This is a genomic window from Leifsonia sp. AK011, assembly GCF_013410945.1.
Lineage (GTDB): Bacteria > Actinomycetota > Actinomycetes > Actinomycetales > Microbacteriaceae > Rhodoglobus.
In genome coordinates, this window is record NZ_JACCCH010000001.1 from 394524 (window position 1) to 414742 (window position 20219).

The window sequence follows — 20219 nt, forward strand, 5'->3', positions numbered from 1 at the left end:
CTCTCACGACTAACCGTTAATTATTTGTTTTGGAGGTTACGCAGGTTCATGCTAACTTGTCAACACGACGTTTAGTGGTTACGGAGATTCGGATGAAACTGAGCAACGTGATGGGGCTGGGAGACAACACCGCTCTCGATTTCCTCAACAGCACGGTCACCCAAGGGGCCTCGACCTTCGAGTTCATCGAGAGCGGTCACGCCCTTGTCGGGTGGCTTCACGCCGCCGGACTCGTCTCTCACGACGAGAGCAGGGCTTTGCTGCAGATGCCGATCTCGGAGCTCGATGCACAAGCCGCCCAGGCCAGAGAGCTCAGGGAGTGGTTGCGATCTGAGGTGGCTCGCTGGGCGGAGTTGGAGAAAGGCGAGGTGTCGATTGACGCTTCGGTTCGCCTGAATGAGCTCATGGCCGTAGACGATTTCTTCCGCCAACTCGACTCGCGTGGAGACCTCGTGCTCCAGCGCCGATGGAGCAGCCCGCGTCAACTACTGGCCCCGATCGCTCACGTTTTCGCGGAACTTCTGAGCATGGGCGAAACCGCCTACGTCAGGAGATGCGAAGGAACGGGATGCACCATGTGGTTCTACGACCACACGAAGTCGCATCGCCGCCGCTGGTGCTCGATGGCGCTGTGCGGCAACCGCGAGAAGGCACGCAATCACCGTCTGCGACAAGCGACGGCAACTTCAAGTGAACGGACGGCAGGATGATGGACAAGCACAAGCAGCCCCAGACGTATCCGGTGATGGATGGAGCACAGTCGGCGCCCAGGGCAGATCAGGTCGCAGGGATTGTGCAGCGGGTCTGGGCGGAGTCGAGGGTGTACCACTCAGACGTCGAGCCGATGCTGAGACAGTGGCTGGAAGCCGTGCATGTCAGCGTGGAGGCCAAGGAGTTCGATGCGCTGCTGACCAAGGCTCGCGGGGAATTCGCTCGCGTGGCAACACCGTCAGACACTGACACGAATCCTCACTGCCCAGCGGGAACACTCGTCGAGTGCCTCTACTGGGACGTCCAGACGCTCGAGCGCGGAGGAACTCTTCAAGCCTAGGCAGGCGTCTGCGCGGAAGCCTCATGTGAGAGCCCGACCGCGAACGCCTGCAGAAAGCGTGTCAGGCGCGGCTCGAAGTCGAGAGCAACGTGAGCCCACTGGGGCTCCTGCGCGTATAGCCCTGCCAGCGTTGGCGTGGGATGCGCTACCTGCCAGAGGCTTCCGGCCATGATGCCAGCAGCCGCGGACAGCTGTGAGGCGCGGTCGACATCCAGGGTGCCGGCGCGGACGAGTTCAGCGACGATCTCGTCGGATGCAGCGAACGCACTCGACTTGTAGCGCCTGGCCCGTTCAACGTCGACGTCGCCTTCGAGCCGTATCGCGACGTGCGTGAGGAGATCGCAGAACACGGGAAGCGTGACGATCGTGCTCGCGAGCACGGTTGCCAGGTCCTTCGGCGCGAGGCCGATGAGGCCAGAGAACCTCGCCTTGACCGCTTCGGCCCACTGACGCCATCCGCGTTCGGCGAGTTCAAGGAGGAGCTCCTCCTTGCTCGCGTAGTAGCGCCGCACACCTGTGCGATGCAATCCGACACGATCGGTCACCTCAGCGATCGTCACGTATCGAACACCGCCGCGCTCGAGCGCAATCGCCTCCGCGGCCGCCAGGAGATCCTCCGAACGCTGCGTCTTGTCTTCCTCAGATCGTGCACGTTCACGCATCGCATCAGGATAACGCAACTCATGATGTGTTATTCGCAGAAAGATGCTACTGTCAGAACGCATCACATGATGCGTTAAGTCATCGGCGCCCTGCGTCGACATCTAGGAGCCACATCTCATGCATGCTGTTGAAGCCGTTGAATTCGGCGCCCCCTCTGTTCTTCGAGTGATCGAGCTTCCCGACCCGGTTCCGGGTCCGGGCGAGGTCACGATCGACGTGTCGCATGCTGCCGTGGGATTGATCGACCTGCTCATGCGTCAAGGTCAGTTCAAGGACGCCCCGGGGATGCCCCAACCCCCGTTCGTCCCCGGCCTCGAGGTGACAGGCGCAATCCGGGCCCTCGGCGAGGGTGTGACCGGTTTCTCGGTCGGCGAGAAGGTGGTTGCCCTGTCGTCAGGCGGCAGTGGTGGCTACTCGTCGATCAAGGTGGCCGGGGCATCCCAAATCGTGTCGATTGAGGGCGCTGGCATTGACCCCGCCATCGCGGTGTCCGTGATCCCCAACGCTGCGATGGTGCACGTCGCGATGACCGCCGTGGCACATCTCCGCGAAGGCGAAACTGTGCTTGTGCACGGAGCACTCGGTGGATTCGCATCAGCGGTTCCCGGCGTTGCCAAGCGCCTCGGCGCATCTCGCGTCGTCGGCACCGTTCGCCCCAGCAAGCTTGAGGCGGCGCAGGCCACGAAACTTCCCTACGACCTCATAGTGGACTCAACCGACCTGGGCACGCTCGGCGACGAGCGCTTCGACATCATCATCGACAGCGTTGGCGGCGACCTTCGTAGCGCGAGCCTTGGCCTCCTCCGCCCCGGAGGCAGACTGATCGTGGCCGGAAATGCAAGCAACGACTGGGCCCACACGGTGCCGACGAACACTCTGTGGTTGGGAAGCCTGACGGTCTCCGGATTCAACGCCGGAGCCTTCCTGCCCACCCACCCAGAGCTTCTCGCGCCTGCGCTGAAAGCGGCGGTCGAGGTTGTCTCGGCCGGGCTCGGCCAGACCGTCGTGGACGTCCACAGTTTCAGTGACGCTGTTGCGGCTCACACCCGCATGGAAGACCGCACACTGGATGGCCGTGTTGTGCTCGTCCCTGACACGAATCGCTGACCCGCACCGAGTGCTTCCTTGAGCCGATCCGGCCTCGTCCCGCTACGCGGGGCGTGCCCGGAACTCTGCTCTGATCACGGACGGCCCCAGCGTCAAGGACGCCGCCCGATGTTCCTCACACCAGCTCGGATGGTTCCTGGCGGGAATCGTAGGCGATGCGGTGGTCGACGATCGCGTCCTGGTTCGCGGCCGCCCAGGCGGCCAGCCGGAGCACTGGCTCGGTGAGAGTGCGGCCAAGCTCAGTGGTCTCATATTCGACACGTGGCGGAACCGCGGCATAGACGGTCCGTTCGATCAGTCCGTCCCGCTCCAGAGCGCGAAGGGTGATCGTCAGCATGCGCCGTGAGATGCCGGGGGTGGTCTTGAGCAACTGAGTGAAGCGCTGCGGCCCATCCTCCAGGATCCCGATCAGGAGCAGGCTCCACTTATCACCCACGCGGTCGAGGACGGAGCGAAAAATGTCGGGGTCGTGCTCGGTACACATTCGCCCCATTGAGCGCAGCAGCTCATCGCCCTGTCGCATCGTCGACGTCATGCCGCGCCTCCTGTTGCTCGTCGGTTACTTCGGGGTAACTCGGGTTTAGTTGAAGTGACCGGTTACCGAAGTGTACACCAGTAACTAACAGTAACTCGAAGGAACGACATGAGGAACATCGAATTCGGTCTCGACACATTCGCCTACGCCACCGACGACGGGCGCGGTGGGGAGGTTGCCGGCGACCAGGTGATCCGGAACCTGATCGAGGAGGCGGTGCTTGCTGAGGAGGTTGGCATCGACTCCTTCAATATTGGCGAGCACTACCGCAAGGACCTCATGGACACCGCGAGCCCCGTGATCCTTGCCTCGATCGCGAGTCGGACTACCAGATTGCGCGTTGGCACCGCCGTCACTGTGCTGAGCACTCAGGATCCCGTGAGGGTGTTCCACAACTTCTCCACCCTTGATGCGGTCTCCGACGGACGCGCTCAACTGATTGTGGGAAGGGGTTCGGCCAGTGAGTCCTTCCCGCTGTTCGGGTACGACCTCTCCGACTACGAGGAGCTCTTCGAGGAGAAGCTCGAGTTGTTCACGCGGCTGTTGCGGGAGAAGCAGGTCACCTGGTCGGGGAAGTACCGTCCGCCGCTGAACAACGAGGTCGTCAACCCACCCCTTCCGTCAGGCCATCTCCCAACGTGGGTTGCCGTTGGAGGCAGTCCCCAATCGGTCGTGAGGGCGGCCAGATACGGGCTACCACTGATGCTCGCGATCATCGGCGGGCATCCGACTCGATTCCGCCCCTATGTTGACCTGTTCCACCGCACGACTGCTGAGTTCGGCCACGGCCGCCAGAAAGTCGGCATCCATTCGCCGGGCCTGATCGCTGAGACTGATCAGGCGGCAATCGACCTGCAGTGGCCATACTGGCGAGCGCTCTTCGAGCAGGAGGCGCGCATCCGAGGCTGGCAGGTGCCGAGCAAGGACCACTATCTCGCCGAGGTACAGGGCGGATCCCTCTACGTCGGATCACCCGACACCATCGCTCCCCGCATCGCCAACGCGATTCGCGGCCTCGGCGCGGACCGCTTCGACCTCGCCTACGCCAGCGGTCACGTTCCGCATGAAGTGCGGATGCGCAACATTGAACTCTTCGGTCGAGAGGTCATCCCGCAGGTCCGCGAACTTCTCGCCCAGAACACGACAGAGGTGACCGCATGAGCACGCAACACATCGAATTCGGTCTCAATTCATTCGGCGAGCTCATAGGCGACGGTACTGGGCGTACCGGCAGCCCCGCCGACAGCGTCCGAGCGATCGTCGAGGAGGCAGTGCTGGCCGAGAAGGTCGGCATCGACATCTTCAGTATCGGCGAGCACTACCGGCCCGAGATGGTCGACTCCGCAAACCACGTCATCCTGGGAACGATCGCTGGCCGCACCGAGAGTATCCGACTCGGGACGTCGGTCACCGTGCTCAGCACCAATGACCCGGTGCGGATCTACGCAGAAGCCGCAACCCTTCAGGCACTCTCCCATGGTCGAGCCCAGCTGGTCGTCGGCCGCGCCTCCGCGACCGAATCATTCCCGCTTTTCGGCTACGACCTGGCCGACTACGAAACCCTGTTCGAGGAGAAGCTCGATCTCCTGGCGCAGCTGATGCGAAACCAACCAGTGACATGGTCCGGCTCGACTCGCAGCTCCCTCACCAACCAATCCGTCCAACCCGCCATCGAGCCTGACTCGATTCCGGTGTGGGTCGGGGTCGGAGGCAGCCCCCAGTCGGTGATCAGGGCAGCGCGCTACAGAATGCCGCTCATGCTCGCGATAGTCGGAGGCAACCCCTCGCGTTTCGCACCCTTTGTCGACCTGTATCACCGTGCACTGCAGGAACTCGGACACGCCCCCCTGCCGATAGCGGAACACTCCCTCGGCTTCTTTGCCGCCACAGACGAGGAGGCACGCGACACCTATTGGCCGCTCTGGAAAGCTCGCATGACTGACATCAGCCGTGAACGGGGATTCCGCGCCCCGACTCCAGAGAACTTCTACGCCGAAACACAGGGAGGAGCACTATTCGTCGGTTCACCCGAAACTATGGCCAACCGAATTGCCAGCACCATCCGAACTCTCGGCCTCAGCCGTTTCGATCTGAAGTACGACGTCGTTGACATGCCACCCGAGCTCCGATTCCAGAGCATCGAGCTCTTCGGCCGCGAAGTCATCCCTCGCGTGCGGGAATTGCTCGCGAAAGATGAGGAGGCCGCCGGTGGCACAGATCACTGACACGACACAGCGACTGGGGATCGTCGGCGCGGGGAAGATAGGCACATCGATCGCGCGGGCCGCCGTCGCCGCGGGCTACGAAGTCACCATCTCGGGATCGGGGTCGATCGACCGCAGCGCACTCACCATCGAGATCCTCGCACCTGGAGCCCACGCCGCGACCACCGCACAAGTCGTCGAATCCCACAAACTCATCGTGCTCGCCGTACCCACTCACAAATTCCGCGAACTCGATCACGACCTCTTCAACGGAAAAGTGGTCATCGACGCCATGAACTACTGGGAACCCATCGACGGCTCTGACCCGGAACTCGCCGAGGCGGAGCACGGCTCGAGCACGATAGTGCAGGCGTGGTTCGACTCGGCGAAAGTGGTCAAGAGCTTCAACCAACTCGGTTACCACCAATTCGACGAACACCGTCAGCCCGACCCAACTGGGGTCCGAACCGCAATCGCCGCGGCCAGCAACCACCCCGACGCACTCGAGGTCGTGCTGCAACTCATTGACGATCTAGGCTTCGACCCTGTTCACGCTGGCTCTCTCGAAGCAGGGAAAGCACTAGATCCCGGAGGGCCCGGCTTCGGCGCCGCGCTGCCCGCAGACCAACTGACCGCTGCCCTGTCGCAACTTGCGACCGCCAGCGGCTGGGCGAGCATCGCCACCTCGTAGTCCCAGCACCTGTTGATACGTTTCTACGTTCTATCGTAGAATCAACACATGATCGACAACGACACGGATGCCCTCCGCCTCGCCATAACGTCACTCTCCGATCGCGTGGCAGCGCTCGAGGGCGCTCGCAACACGCAGACGGAGGCGATGGCGGCGACCGGGGACGCCCTGTGGGCGCTCGCGGGGCTCCGTGAGCGGCTGGCCGAGCATCCGTCGACCGCGAAGGGTGCCGTGATGATCGTCGGCTCCGTCACCACGCCGACGGGAGCCCCCGTCGAGTGGCAGCAGGGCGCGGGCACGGAGGGACTCTTCGAGGTCGACTGGAGCGAGCGGGCTGCGGGGTTCGCGGCGCTCGCCCATCCCGTGCGTCTTGAGCTCCTGCGACACGTCATGTCGGGCACCACCACGACGTCGGGGCTCGCCGCGATCGAATCGCTCGGAACCACCGGCCAGCTGCACCACCACCTCCGGCAGCTGCTCGCGACGGGGTGGCTCAAGCAGAGCGGGCGCGGCAGCTACGAGGTGCCCGCCGCGCGCGCGGTGCCGTTGCTGGCGTGCCTCGTGGCGGTGGAACGATGAAGCGAGCGGCGCTCGGCCTCTACCGGGTGCGCGGCGTGATTCTCATCGTGATCGTTGTGGCGATGCTGGCCACGATCCCGCTGCGACTCGTCGCACCATCACTCGGGGACGTGGCGACGATTGTCATCCGTGTGGGCATCGGTGGGTTGGCCCTCGTCGCGGTGCTTGCAGTGGTCGGGTGGAGACTGCTGCCGCAGCATCCGCCGGTCACGGTCACGCCTCCCGTGAGTGGGCGATGGCTCGCGCTGAACAGCCCAGCCACGAAGGTACCGAGCCACGGCATCCGGGCCTACGGGCAGACCTACGCGATCGACCTCGTGTACGACCCAGCCGATGGGTCGCGGCCGGCCTTCGGGGGAACACCGTTCCGCACTGCCTCCGCGTATCCGGCCCTCGGGCAACCGGTGCTCGCCATGGTCGACGGCGTGGTCGTGACGGCGTCCGACGGCCTACGGGACCACCGGGCTCGCTCGAACTGGTTCGCACTCCTCTATATGTTCGCCGAGGGTGCCGTTCGCGAGATCGGCGGCCCGCGCTTCGTGATCGGCAACCACGTCGTGATCCGAACGGATGACGGCATCTACGCGCTCGTCGCCCACCTCCGCCGCGGATCCATCGCCGTCGCACCCGGCGACCGCGTGGTCGCAGGCCAGGTGATCGCGGCGTGCGGCAACAGCGGCAACACGACGGAGCCGCACGTGCACGCGCAGCTCATGGATCGGGCGTCCGCGTGGACCGGGCAAGGGATCCCGTTCGAGTACGAGGGGCTACCGGTGCCGGCGGATGGGGAGTACCTGGGTTAGCGCCCTCGGCTCCCTGCCCACCTATGGCGTGCGGCGGCGAAGAGTGAGGGAGGCGACGGCGAGGGATGCCACGGCAAAGGCCCCAACGACGATAAGCGGTGACGCGACATCCCAGCCCTCCTCGCCCGCAGTGACCGCGTTGATGGCATCGACCGCGTAGCTCAGCGGGAGCCAGTCCGAGATGGCCTGAAGTACGTCGGGCATCTCGTCGCGGGGTAGGAGCAGGCCGCCCAGGAAGATCTGCGGGAACACGACGACGGGCATGAACTGCACCGCCTGGAACTCTGTACTCGCGAAGGCGCTCGCGAGTAGGCCCAGGGCCGTGCCCAGAATCGCGTCGAGCACCGCCACCAGCCCGAGTTGCCAGAGTGGTCCATCGACCTCGAGTCCGCAGACGCCAACGGCGAAGGAGACGGTGATGATCGCCTGCAGCGTGGCCATGGTGCCGAAGGCGATGGCGTAGCCGACGATGAAGTCGCTCTTGCCGAGGGGTGTCGACAGGAGTCGCTCGAGGGTGCCCGACCGGCGCTCGCGCAGGGTCGTCACCGAGGTGATCAGGAACATCACGATGAAGGGGAACAGCGCGAGGATCGGCGCCCCGAACTGCTGGAAGACCCCCTCGGTATCGGTGAACATCCACGCGAAGAGTCCCACGAGGAGGCTGGGTGCAAAGAGCATGAGGACGATGGAGCGCGGGTCGTGCGAGAGCTGACGGAGTACGCGCCCGGCCGTCGCGAAGGTCGAGGTGACGCTCATGCCGCCCTCCCGTGTCGCTCAATCATCGTGAGGAATGCCGAGTCGGGATCGGATGCCCCGGTCTCCTCGAGCAGGCCCTGCGGGGTCGTGTGTGCCACGAGCTGGCCGTCGCGCAGCAGCACGAGGTCGTCGCAACGCAGTGCTTCATCCATGACGTGGCTCGAGACCAGAAGCGTTGCTCCGCCGTCGGCCAGCTCACGGAAGATGCTCCACAGGCTCTCCCTGAGCACAGGGTCGAGTCCCACCGTCGGCTCGTCGAGAACGAGCACCTCCGGGGCACCCAGCATGGCGACCGCAAGCGACACCCTGCTGCGCTGGCCTCCGCTCAGGGAACTGACGCGCTGACCGGCCTGCCGGGAGAGTTCGACCTGATCGATCACCCTCTCCACGTCGGCGCGCGGTGCGCGCAGGACTCGGGCGAAGTAGGCCAGGTTCTGGCGCACCGTCAGGTCGTCGTAGACCGAGGCCGCCTGGGTGGCGTAGGCCACGCGACGACGGAGCACGGGCGATCCCGCCGGCTCGCCGAGCACGGTGACCGTGCCCGAAGTGATCTTCTGCACGCCGACGATGGAGCGCATGAGCGTCGACTTGCCGCATCCCGAGGGCCCGAGGAGCCCCGTGATTCTGCCGGAGGATATGGCTATCGAGAAGTCGTCGAAGACCGTGGTCGACCCTCGCTTCACCGTCAGACCAGTTACATCAAGTGAATTATTCATCGTGTGGTGAATTATTCACTCGGGATGCAACGGTGTCAAGGATCGACGAGATACCTCTGCACGGTGGCTCCGACGCGGGTCACCAGTTCATCCACTGAGGCATCCCTCAGCGCAGGCAACTCGAGGATGTAGCGGGTCACGATCAGGCCGGCGATCTGGCTCGCGACGAGCGACGCACGGAGCGTGGCATCCTCGCCCTCCAGCGAATCCGCGATTCGGCTGAGGAGTTCCCGTGACAGGAAGCCCGCGAGTAGGGGCGTCGTGAGCCGATTGCCGATCGCCGCGCGCATGATGAGGGTTCCCCTCTTGCGCGTGTCCGGCTCCTCCCAGGATTCGAGCACGTAGCGCACGATGCGTTCACCGAGCTGATCCCGCGGACCCTCAAGCAGAAGGGGCACCTCCCGGTCGGGTCTCATGGGGGCATCGACCGTCGCGCCGAACAGGTCGGCCTTCGTGCCGAAGTAGTGATGGATGAGGGCAGCATCGACGTTGGCGCGGCCTGCGATGCCACGAATCGTTGCGGCGTCGTACCCGAGTTCGCCGAACTCCTCTACGGCGGCCGACAGAATCACTTGCCGAGTGTCATCACGCTCTCCGCGCCGCGGTCGACCGCGGCGACGTGGGGGCACGGCGTACTGCATCTGGCCAGCATAGGTCGAGGCATCGCGCGCCGTCATGGGAGGAGCGGCTCCCAGCACGGATGCGCGCCTACTGCGGCGGCGCCGTCGTGTTGCCCACGCGCAGCGCCGCGGTGAACGCCTGCGGCTCCGTTTCTCCGTGTGCCAGCAGCTCCACCGCCGCGCGGCCGGCAGCACGGCCCTTGTCGACCGAGGGCTGGGCCATCGTCGTCAGCTCGTAGTCGCCGGCACCCTCGATGCGCACACCGTCGAAGCCGATCACGCTGAGGTCGCGTGGAACGGTGAGCCCCGCCTCCTCCGCTGCACGGATGACACCCAGCGCGAGCAGGTCGCTCTGGGCGATGACGGCAGTCGGTCGCGGTTCGGCCTCGAGCACCGAGCGGCCCGCCACGAGTCCGTCCTCGACGGATGATCCCCCCGCCACAACTCCAGGCACATCGGGGAACACGTCGCGCGCACCGCGGATCCGTTCGAGTGTGGTGTGCACGCGACTGGCAGCCTCGGCCTGGGCCGTGAGGGGCCCTGTGGTGTGGGTTCCCTCGAGCGGGAGCGTCACGAGGGCAACACGGCGATGGCCGAGATCGTGCAGGTGGCGAGCGGCGCTGGCTGTGGCATCCCGGTTGTCGAGGTCGATGTGGAGCACACCATCCATGGGGTCGGCCTCGATGGCCACGATCGGGATGCCACGCTGCCGGAACGCCGTCACGGGTGCGTCGAGTTCACGGCTGCACCCGACCATGATCACCCCATCGACCGGGGCGGCGGCGAGTGTCGCGTGGTTGTCGCCGGTGTCCGTTAACAAGAGGAGTGAGTAGCCTGCGAGCCCGAGCTCCTCGGAGACTCCGTCGAGCATGGCGATGTTGACGGGGTCGCGGAAGGCATCGCTCAGGCGGTCCTCCATGACGACGCCGATGATGCCCGAACGTCCCCGGCGAAGTGATTGAGCGCGCGGGTCGGGGCCGGCGTAGTTGAGCTGCTCTGCGGCCGCGAGCACCTTGGCGCGCGTCGACTCGGAGACGGGCCCGGCCCCGCTGAAAGCGAGCGATGCCGTGGAGGCGGAGACACCCGCGAGCGCAGCAACGGCCGCGAGCGTGGGGCGCTCTGGGCTCTGGCTTGCCTCGGTCCGCATGGGTTGGTAGCTTAGTCGAATCGATTCGGTCGAATCGATTCGACCTCGCACAAGCACCGACGGACATCATGACGCAGACCCTCACCCACCGCCAGAACATTGCCTGGCGCAACGCCACGTTCGCGGTCTTCGCCCTGCCCGGACTCGTGCTCGCGTCCTGGGCAGCACGCCTCCCCGCCGTGCGCGACTCGCTCGGAATCGGCCTCGACCAGGTGGGCGTTCTCGTGTTCGGCATCGCCGCGGGTTCGATCTTCGGCCTCGTGCTCTCGAGCCACATCATCGCCCGCTTCGGCGCACGAACCACGATCCTTGCGGGCCTCACCGTCGTCGCGGCGGGTGTCGCGGTCGCAGGCATCGGCGCAACCACGGCGGTGTTCGGCGTCGTGTTCCTCGGCCTGTTCATGTTCGGCTTCTCATCGGGCATCACGGATGTCGCGATGAACGTCTCGGGCGCAGCCAACGAGCGCGCCCTGGGCAAGGCGATCATGCCGATCTTCCACGCCTTCTTCAGCTTCGGCACCATGGTGGGTGCGGGTCTCGGCGCACTCGCCGCGGCGCTCGCGATTCCGGTCGTGATCCACATGGGCATCGTCGCGGTGCTCGTGCTCATCGGGGCTCTCTCCACGTTCCGCTTCCTGCAGAGCGAGAAGGTCATGGAGGACGGCGAGCAGATCCCCGCGGATGACCACTCCCAGACCTGGCGCGGGCGCCTCTCGATCTGGCGCGACCCGCGCACCATCCTCATCGGTCTCGTGGTGCTCGCCGCCGCCTTCGCCGAGGGCACGGCCAACGACTGGCTGACGCTCGCCATGGTTGACGGCCACGGTGTGGACGAGGCGACCGGCGCTCTCGTGTTCGGTGTGTTCGTCACCGCCATGACAGCAGGTCGCCTCGGTGGCGTCGTGCTGCTGAACAAGTTCGGACGCGTTCCCGTGCTGCGGGCATCCTTCGTCCTTGCCGGCGTCGGCCTGCTCGTGATGATCGTCGTGCCCGACCCCATCGTCGCCACCGTCGGCGCTATCGCCTGGGGTCTCGGGTCTGCTCTCGGCTTCCCGATCGGGATGTCAGCAGCCGCCGACGACCCGAAGACCGCAGCCGCACGGGTGAGCGCCGTCGCCACCATCGGCTACCTGGCATTCCTTGCAGGGCCTCCGGTCATCGGCGTGCTGGGCGAGCAGGTGGGCATCCTGAATGCACTTCTCGTCGCGCTCGTGCTCTGCGCGATCGGCGTGTTCGTCTCAGGTGCGACGCGGGAGCCGTCGCGCACCCCCGCGAAGGCGGACACCTTCGCGGACCCGGGCGTTCCCTCCACCTGACCTCATCCCAAATGCAGGAGTTCCGGGCTCCAGTAGCCTGCGTGTGGCGTCGGCCGAGCATCCGTCGCCGAATCTCCTGCATTTGGGATCTGCACGGGGGGAGGAGCCCTGCCTCGTGCATGTGGGTCCGCTACCGTTGACGCAATGAGACTCGTCATTGCCCGCTGCTCCGTCGACTACGCGGGTCGACTGTCCGCGCACCTGCCGCTCGCGACGCGGCTGCTCCTCTTAAAGGCGGATGGCAGCGTGCTCGTGCACTCCGACTCCCTGAGCTACAAGCCGCTCAACTGGATGAGCCCGCCGTGCACACTCGCGGTGCTCGAGCCGGATGAGGAGCAGGCGGAAGCCGGCGTCACCGAAGTGTGGAAGGTTGCCCAAGCGAAGACCGCCGACCTCCTCGTGATCTCCATTCACGAGGTCCTGCATGACACGAAGCACGAGCTCGGCATCGACCCCGGCCTGCAGAAGGACGGCGTGGAGGCCCACCTCCAGAAGCTCCTCGCCGAGCACATCGAACTCCTGGGCGACGGCCACCGTCTCGTGCGCCGCGAGTACATGACCGCGATCGGCCCCGTCGACATCCTCGCAACGGATGCCACGGGCAAGAGTGTCGCCGTCGAGATCAAGCGCCGCGGCGACATCGACGGGGTCGAACAGCTCACTCGTTACCTCGAACTGATGAACCGCGACCCCCTGCTCGCACCCGTCGCCGGGGTGTTCGCGGCCCAGGAGATCAAGCCGCAGGCTCGCACGCTCGCGGAGGACCGTGGCATCCGTTGCCTCGTTCTCGACTACGACGCGATGCGTGGCATGGACGACTCCCACTCGCGCCTGTTCTAGGTCGCTGCGCGCTGCGGCCTGCGTCCCCACTGTTCACTCTTCTCCGGAGCTTGGGCGGCCAGATCACACTGGTTGCGGATTCTGACCCCGTCGGAAGTCAACCCTCCGGAAAAGAGTGAAAAGACAGTCGTGGGCGTTGGACGGGAGCCTCGCGACGTCAGGCACCACTCGACTGGTGAGGGCTTCTCGCCCTAGAGTTGTGCGTGGGCAGGGGGGTCAGGAGTGGCCGAGGCAGGCGTTGTCGTTGAGGCATCGGATGCAGAGCTCACCGAGCGCATCCGATCCGGTGATACGCGCGCGTTCGCGGAACTGTGGCAGCGCCACTACCGCCCCGCGTATCGAGCGGCGATGCAGTTCTCCCGCATCATGGAACCCGACGACCTTCTCTCCGAGGCGTACCTGCGCGTGTACCAGCAGCTGCTGGCCGGGCGCGGGCCGACCTCTGCCTTCCGTCCGTACCTCTATACCGTGATCCGCAACATCGCGACGACCCGGGGCACCGCCCGCACCCTCCCCACGGACCCGCTCGAGGAGGACCCGGAGGATGAACGTACGCACGACGACCCTCTCGTGACATCCCTCGAGCGTTCCCTGACGACCCAGGCGTTCCGTTCCCTCCCCGAGCGCTGGCAGACCGTGCTCTGGTACACGGAGATCGAGGGCATGGACCCGCACGAGGTTGCGCCCCTCCTCGGACTGTCGGCGAACGGTGTCGCCTCCCTCGCCATGCGCGCGCGGGAGGGCCTTCGCGAGGCGTGGCTCCAGGCGCACGTGCACGACGCCGGCAACTCCGCGGAGTGCGAGTGGGCCGTCTCCAAGATGGGCGGCTATGCACGGCACAACCTGAGCGCGCGCGACAGCGCTCGCATCGAGAGGCACCTCGACAACTGCACGAAGTGCCTGCTCGTCGCCTCGGAGGTCGAGGAGGTCGGGTCGCGGCTCGCCCTCGTACTCATCCCGCTGGCCCTCGGCGGTGTTGCGGGAGCCGGCTACCTTCAAGCACTGTCGCAGCCGTCGGCCGCCGCCATGGCCGACGCGGTGATTCCCTCGCTGCCCCAGGCCGGCGAGACGGCTTCGCAGTCGGATGCCATGGCCCTCCCCCTCCTCGGAACGTACACGCTCGCCATGGTGGCGGGCCGTCGCGCCAAGGTCATTGCGATCGTTGGAGCGGTGATCCTGATCGGCAGTTTCGCGCTGGGAATCTCGCGCGCACTCGATGCTCCGCAGGAGCCGAGCACGCCCCCCACGATCTCGACCACCCCGTAAAGAACTCTCCTCAAAAAAGTTCTGAGTTTCGCGACATAGTTCCGCGACTTCGGAGTCCTCTCTAATGAAGTGCCCATCGCTTCACCCGCCTCGGCGGGGCCGGTAGCCGGTATCGCGGAGTCCCCAGCCCAGCGGTACCGGCCACCGGGCGAAGCACGATCTGATACCGAGGTTGCGATGCTCAAGGTGATGGTTGTGTACGGCACCCGTCCCGAGGCGATCAAGGTCGCCCCGGTCATCCGCGCCCTCGAGGCAACACCGGACATCGAGCTCGACGTGGTGGTCACGGGCCAGCATCGCTCCATGCTCGACCAGGTCAACACACTCTTCGGCATCACGCCCCGCATCGATCTCGATATCATGACCGACCGCCAGGGGCTCACGGGCCTTGCCGCGAGGGCGCTCGAGGGCGTCGGCCGCGTCATTGCCGACGCCCGACCCGATGCGATCCTGGTGCAGGGCGACACCTCCACTGCGGCCGCCGCCGCACTGGCCGGCTACTACAGCGAGGTACCGGTCTTCCACCTCGAGGCAGGGCTGCGCTCGGGTCGCCTCGACTCGCCCTTCCCCGAGGAGGGCAACCGACGCATCGTCGGCCAGCTGGCCGACCTTCACTTCGCGCCCACCCCCACGGCGCGCGACAACCTCCTGGCCGAGGGTGTGGATCCGGCTCGCGTGGTCGTCACGGGCAACACCGTGATCGATGCACTGCTGCACGCGGTGGCGACACCGCCGGAGCTGAGCGAGGAGATCGGTCGCGTCATCCGCTCGGACCGACGCATCGTGCTGGTCACGAGCCACCGTCGGGAGTCCTGGGAGACCGGGCTTGCGTCCACCGCGCGAGCGATCGGCCGACTCGTGGATGCCCGCACCGACGTGCACGTACTGATCCCATTGCACCGCAATCCGGTCGTGCGCGAGGCGTTCGCGGAGTGGCTCCCGCCGCATGAACGCGTGACCGTCGTCGACCCGCTCGACTACCACGAGTTCACCGCGGTCATGGCGGCAAGCCACCTCGTGCTCACCGATTCCGGCGGTGTGCAGGAGGAGGCACCGAGCCTCGGACGGCCGGTGCTGGTCACGCGCGACACGACAGAGCGTCCCGAGGGCGTCGACGCGGGTGCAGCGAAACTCGTCGGGACCGACGAGGACGTGATTCTCGCGGAGGTGACTCGCCTACTCGACGACGAGTCGGCCTACGAGTCGATGGCGCGAGCGGTGAACCCCTACGGTGATGGCGGCGCGGCTATGCGCGTGGCCGCGGCTATCCAGGAGTTCTTCGGCATCGGGTCGAGAACGCCGGACTTCGACCCCGGGCTCGCTGTCACTCTGATGGCCGCGCAGGCGATGACGAGCGGGATCGACATCCACAGGACAAGTGTCGAGGGGAGCAGGGCCTCGGCGAGCGCCAGGTGAGGCCCGAGCAGGGTCGCCCAGAACACCAGCGCCGACCCCACCAGGAGGAAGAGGGTCGCCCAGCCGAGGCTTCGACTTCGCACAGACCCGGCCTGCGCGAAGGCCAGCGCAAGCGCGATGAGAATGCCCGCGATCTGCCCGGCGGGAATCAGCAGCGGCACCGAGTACAGCACCTGGCTGCCCCACTGCACCGGAATCCAGCGGCGATCGTGCACGAGATCGCCGTCGGCATCGAGGCGCACATCGAGGAAGTTGCCGCGATTCTCGAGCAGGGGGGATGCCAGGGCCGCCATGCCGCGATCGGCGAGCGCCACCATCCGTTCCGGATGCGTCAGGTGGAACAGCAGCACCCGGGTGGCGCCGATCTCGGCGAACCCGTCGTCGGCCATGACCCGTGAGGCGGCGACGGATGTTCGTGCCTGCCCGCTCGCGTCGGCGAGCCCCGGATCGAGACCGAACCACTCGAGATCCGCCTCCGGCGTGGAGCTGGACGGGAGGATGGTGAGGAAGATCGTGTCGTACACGTCGTCGGTGTGGTCGCGCGTCGAGAGCGAGGCCACCTGCGCCCCCGCAACCCCGAGCAGCAGAACGCTCGCGACGATCGCGGGCACCCGACGCGCTACCGCCCGGCCGAACGCACGCCGCCGGTCGCCGCGGAGCACGCGCCCCGTCGGCCTGGACCGCGAGCGCTCCGCGTCCCGCAATCGCGGCACCCAGAGGAGTCCGGCGACGAAGCCGGGCACGAACGCGAGACCGACCACCGACGTGCTCGCCACGAGCAGGGCGATCACGACGGCGAGCCCGAGCGCGAGGATGCCACGAGGCGGCACATCGATCGTGGTCACACGTTCCGCGTACCCACCCCACAGGATCAGGAGCGCCACGAACGCGGCGAGCACCGACACGAGCTCGACACCCTGCAGGTCGGCAGAGACGAAGAAGTCCACGAAGGAGCTGTCGAGCAGGAGGACCAGAATGCCGCCGGCGACGACCAGCCGGAAGGCGGTCGCCCCGGGCAGGTAGCGAATGAGCGCGACGAGGAGGGCGGCCACGACGAGCGCGAGAAGGGCGCCGAGCACGCGCAGGTCGAGTCCGCCACCGAACGGGATCGAGAGCAGGCGCGCCAACCCCACGAGGAGGTAGTACGAGGAGAAGGGGGGCGCGTCGCCCGTGGGGCAGGCGAGTCCGTACCATCCGGTCTGCGACCACTGCGGATAGATCGCGAGCGCCGAGTTCGCGTCGAACGGCCGGTCGTTGCCGAGGCCGAGGCCGCAGAGCAGCCGGAAACCGTCGCCGTTGTCCCCCATACCCACGACGCTCGGTACGAACAGCCTCACGAGGAGCACGACGAGCGCGACCACACCCCCGATGATGGCGGCAGCCCACGCGCGCGGACGGTTCTCGAACTCCCCCGGTGAGATGCGCTCCATGACACGGCCGACGCCCTCGGCCAGGGTGATGCGTCGCTGGGTGCGCGTGCGCAACATGTGGCGAGCGCGGCGCGGACCTTCGGGCTGCGGCTCACTGTGCGACATCGGCGTCCTCCGTCACGACACAGCGCAGCGTGAGGCCGCCGTTCGACTCGGTGTGGAGCACGCCGGAGACCCCCTCGACGGTGCGGCCCGTCAGCGTGCCCCACTCGGTCGCGGCCGGCACGCACTGCTGCACGATCTCGAGCTCGCTGGGCTCCGACGTCTGCGGAATCCACATGTTGATGTCGCGCGAGGTGTGGGGCTCGCTGCACCGCACGTCGGCATCGCCCGTGTAGCAACGCAGCAGCGGGTCGGCGTTGCCTGACGCCGCAGCATCCCGGAACGCGGACTCGACACCCACCGGCCAGAACGCCTCTGTCTCACTGCCCACCATCACGAGGTCGCAGCGCACCCACCGTTCGCCGGTCGCCCACTGCTCAGGAGTGGGCAGGAACGCCATCGACGAGAGTCCGTAGAGTGCCTGCCGGTCGTTCGCACCCACGTAGGCGCGCACGACCGAGCCGGAGCACGCCTGCTCCGAGATGTCGAGCCGCTCCTCCAGGGCGGGGTATCGCCCAGAGAACCGGGTGACGGATGCCAGGTCCCCGATCATGTACGTCTCGGTCGTGTGCTCCGCCCCGCACTCGACCGTCGGGGACGTATCGCTCAGCACGGCGAAATGCTCAGGACGATCGAGGACGTGGCACTCGCCGACGGCAGGCGCCGGGTCCTCGGGCGAGGGGGTCGAGGAGAGAGGTGCGGCGCTGCACGCGGCGAGCAGGAGCACGGCGCATCCGATGACCGCGATGCGCCAGGAGCCGGGCGTCAGCGGCGTCGCCCGAGGAGGGCCAGCCACCCGCTCGGGATGGAGACCCGACCGGTGGTCGCGATGAGCAGCAGCAGCACGAGGGCGGCCGCCGAGCACAGGAGCACGAGCACCGACCCGACGTAGTGGTGCATGATCTCGAAACCCCCGCGCCCCCACAACTGCAAGGCTACGCCGACGAGCACGAAACGAGCCAGATTCGCCCCTATCGCGAGCGGGAGGGCCACGAGCAGCCCGCGGAGCACCCACGCGAGGCGGTACCGCGGAAAGAGAAGGAGAAGACCTGCCAGCACGAGCACGGGTGTGGCGAGCACGATCGACGTGCACAGGGGGGTGATGAGGAACCCGAGTACCTCGCCCGTGCCGAGCCCGATGTAGATGAGGTGCTCGTGCGAAGTCGACTGGCCGTAGGTGAAGAGGCCCATGATGAATGCGGTGAGCTTGGCCTCGACGGCGATGACGGCCGTCGAGTTGAGCGCGAGCAGGAGAGCGGATCCGAGCAGGGCGGCCGCCACGAGGAGCGACCCGCGCTGCGACACCGGGCGGGTGGCCGCCCGCCGGCCGTGCGACGTTGCTCGTGTCTCCGTCGTCGCGGTCATGTCTCCCTCGCTACGAGTCGCAGGTTGTCGCGCTCGGCGTTGCGCCGCGTCTTCGTCCAGTTGTCCTTGCCGAGAACGAGGCGCGTGAGCGCCCGCACGACAGAGATGTAGGTCTGGTACATGTACAGCCAGTAGCCGAACGCCCAGCCGATGGCGGCGCCGATGCTCGCCTCACGCGCGACCTGCTGGCGGTAGATGATCGCCCAGATGCCGAAGGGCGCGATGCCCGTCACGAGGATGAGCGGAATCAACCACCACGCCTGGGCGAGGAACAGCGCGAAGCTGCCGGCGTAGAGGGTTCCGGATGCCACCATCGCGATGAACGCGGCGGGCCAGAGCACGATCCCCGCAAGCTGGATGAAGGGGAGCAACAGGAAGTAGGTCGCCTCGAGGGATCCCGCATTGGTGAAGTTCTCGGACCGGAAGATGCTCGGCAGGTAGCGTGCACACTGCATGCCGCCCTGGCACCAGCGAACTCGCTGGGTCAGCAGACGGCGAGTGGATGGCAGGGCCTCCTGTTCCACGTGGGTGTCGTGCATGTACGTGTTCTGGTAGCCGGCCAGCACGACGTGGACACCCAGCTCGTAGTCTTCGAGGAGCGAGCCGTGCCAGGGGTTGCCCGACATCTCCGACACCCTGTCGAGCGCGGACAGCCGGCTGAACTGCCCGTTGCCGCCGAGTCCGACCGAGAAGGTGCGGAGTCGCAGGCACTGCATCGCGGCGATGGTCGTGCGGAACTCGATGTCCTGCATCCTGACGAGGTAGCGACCCCACGCCTGGCGGAGGCGCGAGTGCTCTCCGTCGAGGGGGGTCGCGTCGTCCCGGTTGCTCATCCAGACCGCGGCCTGCGCAGCACCGATGGCCGGGTTGGCGAAGGCCCGAGGCCCTGCCGCTTGGTGGAAGGCGTTCGGTGCGAGACGACCGTCAGCATCCACCACGGCCACGACCGTGTGGCTGCGATCGGCGTCACGCGGCAGCCACCGGCTCAGAACGCGGTACGCCTCGTTGAGTGCGGCACCCTTGCCCTGGCGGGCATGGGGCCGGTGGCGGCGCACGAGATGCACGAAGGGGTCAGACGCCGCAGCTGACTCCACGATCGAGGCTGTCGAGTCGTCGCTCGCATCGTCGATCACCCAGACGTGCACCGACGGGAAGCTCGTGCGGAGACGCTCGATCGTCGCCCCGATGACGGTCTCCTCGTCGCGGCACGGCACGAAGACGTGCCATCCGAACTGACCGGGGTCGCCCTCCGGGTCCTTCTGGCGCCGGAGGAACGGAACGAGGATGAGCAGTACGTACGCGAGGAACATCACGAGCAGCACGAAGGCGAGTGCCTGTGCGGATTCGCTGGCTGGCATTCCTGCATCCCCTCCCCGATGATCCCAGCCGGCCCGATCCGGCCGGGATCATCCCCACTGTGAGCTTGCGTGTTCTGTTGTCAGGCGTGACGTGGTGCCCGCCGTGCGCGGCTGCGCATGGCGACCCGCACCAGGAGGAACCCCAGGACGAGCACCGCGATGGCGATCACGAAGTACCACCCGAAGGGCAGAGCTAGACCGGTTGCGGCGAGGCCGCCTCCGATGGGTCCGTAGTTTCCACTCATGTCGGCTCG

At 66.5% G+C, this 20219-nt stretch carries 22 protein-coding genes; 12 read left to right on the forward strand and 10 right to left on the reverse strand.

Annotated features, from left to right (window positions below; genetic code table 11):
• The first annotated feature begins 56 nt into the window (after positions 1-56).
• Together HDC94_RS01885 and HDC94_RS01890 are read left to right on the forward strand one after the other, a co-directional pair.
• The gene (locus tag HDC94_RS01885) at positions 57-710 is read left to right on the forward strand and encodes an ABATE domain-containing protein (protein ID WP_179494361.1); all 654 of its coding nucleotides are present in this window, start codon (positions 57-59) and stop codon (positions 708-710) included.
• Positions 707-1051: a hypothetical protein gene (locus HDC94_RS01890; RefSeq protein ID WP_179494363.1), complete on the forward strand. Its 345-nt coding sequence runs from the start codon at positions 707-709 to the stop codon at positions 1049-1051. Before HDC94_RS01885 ends, HDC94_RS01890 begins: the two co-directional genes overlap by 4 nt.
• On the opposite strand, the gene HDC94_RS01895 is transcribed toward HDC94_RS01890, so the two are convergent.
• Complete coding sequence (locus tag HDC94_RS01895; RefSeq protein WP_179494365.1) at positions 1048-1713, reverse strand: TetR family transcriptional regulator; 666 nt, start codon at positions 1711-1713, stop codon at positions 1048-1050. The two genes, HDC94_RS01890 and HDC94_RS01895, sit on opposite strands and share 4 nt — an antisense overlap.
• A gap of 118 nt (positions 1714-1831) precedes the next feature.
• Between HDC94_RS01895 and HDC94_RS01900 the strand changes: the two genes are divergently transcribed.
• Positions 1832-2821 (forward strand): zinc-binding dehydrogenase, encoded by a 990-nt coding sequence (locus HDC94_RS01900; protein WP_179494367.1) that lies wholly within the window; start codon positions 1832-1834, stop codon positions 2819-2821.
• Between the two features lie 115 nt (positions 2822-2936).
• Here HDC94_RS01900 and HDC94_RS01905 read toward each other — a convergent pair whose 3' ends face one another.
• On the reverse strand, positions 2937-3356 hold the full coding sequence (locus tag HDC94_RS01905; RefSeq protein WP_257021613.1) for a helix-turn-helix domain-containing protein: 420 nt from the start codon (positions 3354-3356) through the stop codon (positions 2937-2939).
• 108 nt (positions 3357-3464) lie between these two features.
• On the opposite strand from HDC94_RS01905, the gene HDC94_RS01910 reads away from it, so the two are divergent.
• From HDC94_RS01910 to HDC94_RS01930, 5 genes are read left to right on the forward strand one after another with little or no spacing between them, the layout of a single operon-like run.
• Complete coding sequence (locus HDC94_RS01910; RefSeq protein ID WP_179494369.1) at positions 3465-4517, forward strand: LLM class flavin-dependent oxidoreductase; 1053 nt, start codon at positions 3465-3467, stop codon at positions 4515-4517.
• On the forward strand, positions 4514-5581 hold the full coding sequence (locus HDC94_RS01915; RefSeq protein ID WP_179494371.1) for an LLM class flavin-dependent oxidoreductase: 1068 nt from the start codon (positions 4514-4516) through the stop codon (positions 5579-5581). The genes HDC94_RS01910 and HDC94_RS01915 overlap by 4 nt, the downstream gene beginning before the upstream one ends.
• Complete coding sequence (locus HDC94_RS01920; protein WP_179494373.1) at positions 5565-6251, forward strand: NADPH-dependent F420 reductase; 687 nt, start codon at positions 5565-5567, stop codon at positions 6249-6251. The genes HDC94_RS01915 and HDC94_RS01920 overlap by 17 nt, the downstream gene beginning before the upstream one ends.
• A gap of 48 nt (positions 6252-6299) precedes the next feature.
• On the forward strand, positions 6300-6830 hold the full coding sequence (locus HDC94_RS01925; RefSeq protein ID WP_179494375.1) for a helix-turn-helix transcriptional regulator: 531 nt from the start codon (positions 6300-6302) through the stop codon (positions 6828-6830).
• The gene (locus HDC94_RS01930) at positions 6827-7633 is read left to right on the forward strand and encodes a peptidoglycan DD-metalloendopeptidase family protein (RefSeq protein WP_179494377.1); all 807 of its coding nucleotides are present in this window, start codon (positions 6827-6829) and stop codon (positions 7631-7633) included. The genes HDC94_RS01925 and HDC94_RS01930 overlap by 4 nt, the downstream gene beginning before the upstream one ends.
• Positions 7634-7654: 21 nt before the next feature.
• Here HDC94_RS01930 and HDC94_RS01935 read toward each other — a convergent pair whose 3' ends face one another.
• The 4 genes from HDC94_RS01935 to HDC94_RS01950 form a co-directional block, all read right to left on the reverse strand.
• Entirely contained in the window at positions 7655-8389 is a 735-nt protein-coding gene (locus HDC94_RS01935) for an ABC transporter permease (protein WP_179494379.1), read from the reverse strand.
• Complete coding sequence (locus HDC94_RS01940; protein ID WP_179494381.1) at positions 8386-9105, reverse strand: ABC transporter ATP-binding protein; 720 nt, start codon at positions 9103-9105, stop codon at positions 8386-8388. Before HDC94_RS01940 ends, HDC94_RS01935 begins: the two co-directional genes overlap by 4 nt.
• Positions 9106-9140: 35 nt before the next feature.
• Positions 9141-9677, reverse strand: a complete 537-nt coding sequence (locus tag HDC94_RS01945; RefSeq protein WP_308495600.1) for a TetR family transcriptional regulator — start codon at positions 9675-9677, stop codon at positions 9141-9143.
• A gap of 136 nt (positions 9678-9813) precedes the next feature.
• A complete protein-coding gene (locus tag HDC94_RS01950) occupies positions 9814-10872 on the reverse strand; it encodes a LacI family DNA-binding transcriptional regulator (RefSeq protein WP_179494383.1) in 1059 nt (352 codons plus the stop codon).
• Positions 10873-10940: 68 nt separating this feature from the next.
• Here HDC94_RS01950 and HDC94_RS01955 point away from each other — a divergent pair, with 68 nt between their 5' ends.
• From HDC94_RS01955 to wecB, 4 genes are all read left to right on the forward strand, one after another.
• On the forward strand, positions 10941-12188 hold the full coding sequence (locus HDC94_RS01955; RefSeq protein WP_179494385.1) for an MFS transporter: 1248 nt from the start codon (positions 10941-10943) through the stop codon (positions 12186-12188).
• Between the two features lie 144 nt (positions 12189-12332).
• Entirely contained in the window at positions 12333-13028 is a 696-nt protein-coding gene (gene nucS, locus HDC94_RS01960; protein ID WP_179494387.1) for an endonuclease NucS, read from the forward strand.
• Positions 13029-13250: 222 nt separating this feature from the next.
• Positions 13251-14294, forward strand: coding sequence for a sigma-70 family RNA polymerase sigma factor (locus tag HDC94_RS01965; protein ID WP_179494389.1), 1044 nt, complete (start codon positions 13251-13253; stop codon positions 14292-14294).
• 69 nt (positions 14295-14363) lie between these two features.
• Positions 14364-15710 (forward strand): non-hydrolyzing UDP-N-acetylglucosamine 2-epimerase, encoded by a 1347-nt coding sequence (gene wecB, locus HDC94_RS01970; protein ID WP_308495601.1) that lies wholly within the window; start codon positions 14364-14366, stop codon positions 15708-15710.
• Positions 15711-17231: 1521 nt separating this feature from the next.
• On the opposite strand, the gene HDC94_RS01975 is transcribed toward wecB, so the two are convergent.
• From HDC94_RS01975 to HDC94_RS01990, 4 genes are all read right to left on the reverse strand, one after another.
• Entirely contained in the window at positions 17232-18038 is an 807-nt protein-coding gene (locus tag HDC94_RS01975) for a septum formation family protein (protein WP_179494391.1), read from the reverse strand.
• Positions 18008-18607: an archaeosortase/exosortase family protein gene (locus HDC94_RS01980; protein WP_179494392.1), complete on the reverse strand. Its 600-nt coding sequence runs from the start codon at positions 18605-18607 to the stop codon at positions 18008-18010. The genes HDC94_RS01975 and HDC94_RS01980 overlap by 31 nt, the downstream gene beginning before the upstream one ends.
• Positions 18604-19965, reverse strand: a complete 1362-nt coding sequence (locus HDC94_RS01985) for a glycosyltransferase family 2 protein (protein WP_179494394.1) — start codon at positions 19963-19965, stop codon at positions 18604-18606. The genes HDC94_RS01980 and HDC94_RS01985 overlap by 4 nt, the downstream gene beginning before the upstream one ends.
• 80 nt (positions 19966-20045) lie before the next feature.
• Entirely contained in the window at positions 20046-20210 is a 165-nt protein-coding gene (locus HDC94_RS01990) for a hypothetical protein (RefSeq protein WP_179494396.1), read from the reverse strand.
• Positions 20211-20219 lie beyond the last annotated feature (9 nt).